This is a genomic window from uncultured Campylobacter sp. (genome assembly GCF_938018035.1).
Classification (GTDB): domain Bacteria; phylum Campylobacterota; class Campylobacteria; order Campylobacterales; family Campylobacteraceae; genus Campylobacter_B.
On sequence record NZ_CALIJF010000288.1, the window covers coordinates 1 to 3570 of the forward strand.

The following is a 3570-nucleotide window of genomic DNA, read 5'->3' on the forward strand; positions in this document are numbered from 1 at the left end:
CGTGCCGCGTGGAATTTAAATGAAAATTTAAAAGGAAAATTTTAAAGATGATGGGAACCGGCTATCTAGCGGGCATGGAGGATATCGGAAGCGAGACAATGGAGCGTACGCTCGCTATGCGCGAGGGCTTTTGCGAGGAGGCGAGCGAGGCGGACGTGCAAAGGGCGATCGGCGCGAAAAACAGAGGCTTGCGCGATTTTGCGGCGTTACTAAGCGTGCGCGCGGGCGAGCATTTGGAGCAGATCGCGCAAGCTGCGGCGCGCGAGAAGGCGGCGCATTTCGGCAGCAACATCGCCGTTTTCACGCCGATTTACATCTCCAATTACTGCGATAATCTGTGCGTTTACTGCGGCTTTAACTGCAAAAACAAAATCGCGCGCGCAAGGCTCGATGAGGCGCAGTTAAAGGCGGAGTTTGAGGCGATAGCGGCGAGCGGGTTAGAAGAAATTTTGATCCTCACGGGCGAGAGCGAGAAAAACAGCCCCGTGCGCTACATCGGGCGCGCCTGCGAGCTCGCGCGGCAGTATTTTAAGGTAATCGGCGTCGAAATTTATCCGCTAAACTCCGCCGATTACGCCTATTTGCACGCTTGCGGCGTCGATTTCGTCACCGTTTTTCAAGAAACCTACGATCCTGCGCGCTACGCGCAGCTGCATCTTGCGGGCAACAAGCGCGTTTTTGCGTATCGCTTCGCAGCTCAAGAGCGCGCGATTAGAGGCGGTATGCGCGGCGTGGGCTTTGCGGCGCTTTTGGGGCTCGGGGATTTCCGCCGCGATGCCTTTGCTACGGGCGTACACGCGTGGCTGCTTCAGCGCAAGTACCCGCGCGCCGAGATTGCCTTTTCGGTGCCGCGCCTGCGCCCGATCATCAACAACGACAAAATAAACCCGAAAGACGTCGGCGAGCGCGAGCTGCTGCAGATCATGTGTGCGTATCGACTGCTGCTGCCAAGTGCGCAGATCACGATCTCTACGCGCGAGAGGGCGGGCTTCCGCGACAATGCGATTAGGATCGCGGCGAGCAAAATTTCAGCGGGCGTAAGCGTGGGTATCGGCGGACACAGCGAGCAGAGGGGCGACGAGCAGTTCGAGATCAGCGACGCGCGCAGCGTAAGCGAAGTTTGCGAGGCGATCCGCGGCGGCGGGCTGCAGCCGCTGATGAGCGAGTATATCTATGTGTGAGGCACGAAATTTTGCCGCGAGCATGGATGAAATTTACGGCGTTAGACGCGAGATTTGCAGCGTCAGGCTCGAGGGCGGATTTAGTGCTGCCCAGTGCAGAAGTAAAATTTGCAGCGCAAAATACGGCGCCGAATTTTGCGGCGCCGCACACGGCGATAAAATTGATGGCGCTATGGCAGATAAAAAAGGCTTGGGCGCCGCACTAGCGAACGTTAGGAATTCTGGGCTTAAAAATGCGTGTGTAAATTTGAGGGCCAGGAACACATACGCGGATTTAAAATTTAAGGGCAGCGCAAATTCCAAGCCCTCGGGCGGCGTAAATTTTAAATTTAAAAACGGCGCGAGCTTCAGGTTCTTATGCGGCGGCAACGCAAAGCCGATAAAATCTAATGGTTCGGCAGATGCTTTGAACTCTAGCGACGCGAACAAAATTTTAGCCTCCATCTGGACGGGCAGAATTTTAAGCTCCAGCACCTCGGCTATGGATTTAGTTTTCGATGCGGCGGCGAATAATTTTATTTCTAGCGGCACTGCGAGAATTTTAAGCTCTAGCGCGGAGACAGGGATTTTGGCTTCAATCCTGGTGAATGAGATTTTAAACCTTAGCGCTGCGGGCGAAATTTTAAAATCAAACGCTGCGAGTAAAACTTTAAACCTCGGTGCGGTGTCGCGCACGGATATTGAGTTTAAAGGGGCGGGCGGATGCTAGATTTAGAGCTTGCTTCGCGCATTACGATCATCACAAATCGCGCGCTCTGCGGCGGCGAGGTGGCGCTGCTTGCGCGCATAGCGGATTTTGTTGCGGCGGGCGTAGGCGAGATCGTCGTGCGTGAAAAGGATTTAGACGAAGCGGCCTATGCGGCGCTGTTTGAGAAAATTTTACGTGCCTGCAAGAGCAGGTTTTGTGCGGATACAGCCCGTGCGGACGTGATTTTTGCAGATGAAGCTTGCGCTGCTAAATTTGGCGAAATACAAGCTCTTGGGGGCGAATTAGACGCGAGCGCGGCCTACGCGGATAAAATTTCGCTCTACGAGCGCGACGAGGACGAAATTTTGCAAAAAAAGCTCCATTTGGGCGGCGGCAAGAGTGAGCTTTGCGCGGATGCGGCCCGCAAGCACGGTGCCGCTACAGATGAGATACAGTCTAAAAATTCCGCTCGTGTTTTAGATGAAATTCTGTCTGAAAATTTTACCGGCACTGCAAACTGCGCGAATGATAGCGCACCGGGCGAGATTTCGCTTCGCGGCGCTGCAAGCGAAACAAAACTTGCGGCAGAAGGCGTACGGGGCGCAGAAAATGCGGAAAGTATGCAGGGTGCGCAAAGTACAGAAAATGTGAATGATGTGCATAGTGCAAAAAATGCGGGGAGCTCACGGAACGCGCAGTACACGGAAAGTATAGAGGGCGTAGAAAATTCACAGAGCGTGAAAGAGGTGGAGAACTCGCAGAGTGTGGAGGGTGCGCAGAGCGCAGAGAGTGCAAGGCGCCCGCCCGCGATCTTTGTGCATAATTTTGCAGATTTTGCGCTGCAGGCGGGCGAGAGAAATTTATGGCTGCCGCTCGGGATTTTGCGGAGCTTTAGTGCGGCGTGCGGCGCGGAGTTTTTGCGCGCAAATTTTAAAAAATTGGTCGCTTCCTGCCACAGCGAGGCGGAGGCGCGCGAGGCGCTGGAGCTGGGCGCGAGCGCGATCTGCTTGAGCCACATATTCGCGACCGATTGCAAGGCGGGGCTCATGCCGAAGGGGCTAAATTTGATCCGCGCCGTGCGTGGGTTTTACGGCGGCGAAATTTATGCGCTGGGCGGCATAACGCCGCGCAATTTTGCCTCCGTCCTACGCGCGGGAGCCGACAGGATCGCCGTTATGAGCTCAGCGATGGCGGCGCGGGACGCGAGCGATTTCATAAGAAAATTTAAGAAATGAATCAATCCGAAAATATGCTCCGTTTCTTTTGTCGCGCCCTTGCTGCCGTCATTTCGCGCATGCGGCGCAATGCAAAAATACATCTTTTAATAAAATCAAAAACGCGCGAAACGGGCGTGATTTATTGCGATTTAAGCCCGAAGTTATAAAATACGAGCGAGATTTAAGCTTAAGGATATTTTTTGGATAAAGTGCGGTTTGAGGAATCTAAAAAGCTTCTAAACGAAGGGCACCAGAACTTAAAGCAAAAGCTGCGAAAAGGCGCTAACGCCGACATCTTTGACGATACGGATTTCAGCGATGCGGCGGATCGCAGATCATTAAATTTAAACGATGCAAATTTGAGTAGCAAAAACTTTAAAAATACGAATTTTGATCAAACAGATCCCAAACCGCAAGCCGATTATCTTTGCGGCGCAAATTTTCGAGATAGAAATTTAAACGACATGAATTTAAACTCAAAAGA

Annotated in this window: 4 protein-coding genes; all 4 read left to right on the plus strand. The window is 52.9% G+C overall.

What is annotated here, in order from left to right:
• Window positions 1-47 precede the first annotated feature (47 nt).
• The gene (gene thiH, locus Q0257_RS08580; RefSeq protein WP_298024050.1) at window positions 48-1181 is read left to right on the plus strand and encodes a 2-iminoacetate synthase ThiH; all 1134 of its coding nucleotides are present in this window, start codon (window positions 48-50) and stop codon (window positions 1179-1181) included.
• Window positions 1174-1890: a hypothetical protein gene (locus Q0257_RS08585; protein ID WP_298024054.1), complete on the plus strand. Its 717-nt coding sequence runs from the start codon at window positions 1174-1176 to the stop codon at window positions 1888-1890. The genes thiH and Q0257_RS08585 overlap by 8 nt, the downstream gene beginning before the upstream one ends.
• Entirely contained in the window at window positions 1884-3104 is a 1221-nt protein-coding gene (locus Q0257_RS08590; protein ID WP_298024057.1) for a thiamine phosphate synthase, read from the plus strand. Before Q0257_RS08585 ends, Q0257_RS08590 begins: the two co-directional genes overlap by 7 nt.
• A gap of 182 nt (window positions 3105-3286) precedes the next feature.
• Window positions 3287-3570: hypothetical protein (locus Q0257_RS08595; protein WP_298024060.1), on the plus strand; the 284-nt coding region annotated here is incomplete at its 3' end.

What these genes read in the sequence shown, in the direction of transcription:
- thiH (WP_298024050.1), top strand. Translation starts at nt 48, where the DNA reads ATGATGGGAACCGGCTATCTAGCGGGCATGGAGGATATCGGAAGCGAG.
- Q0257_RS08585 (WP_298024054.1), top strand. Translation starts at nt 1,174, where the DNA reads ATGTGTGAGGCACGAAATTTTGCCGCGAGCATGGATGAAATTTACGGC.
- Q0257_RS08590 (WP_298024057.1), top strand. Translation starts at nt 1,884, where the DNA reads ATGCTAGATTTAGAGCTTGCTTCGCGCATTACGATCATCACAAATCGC.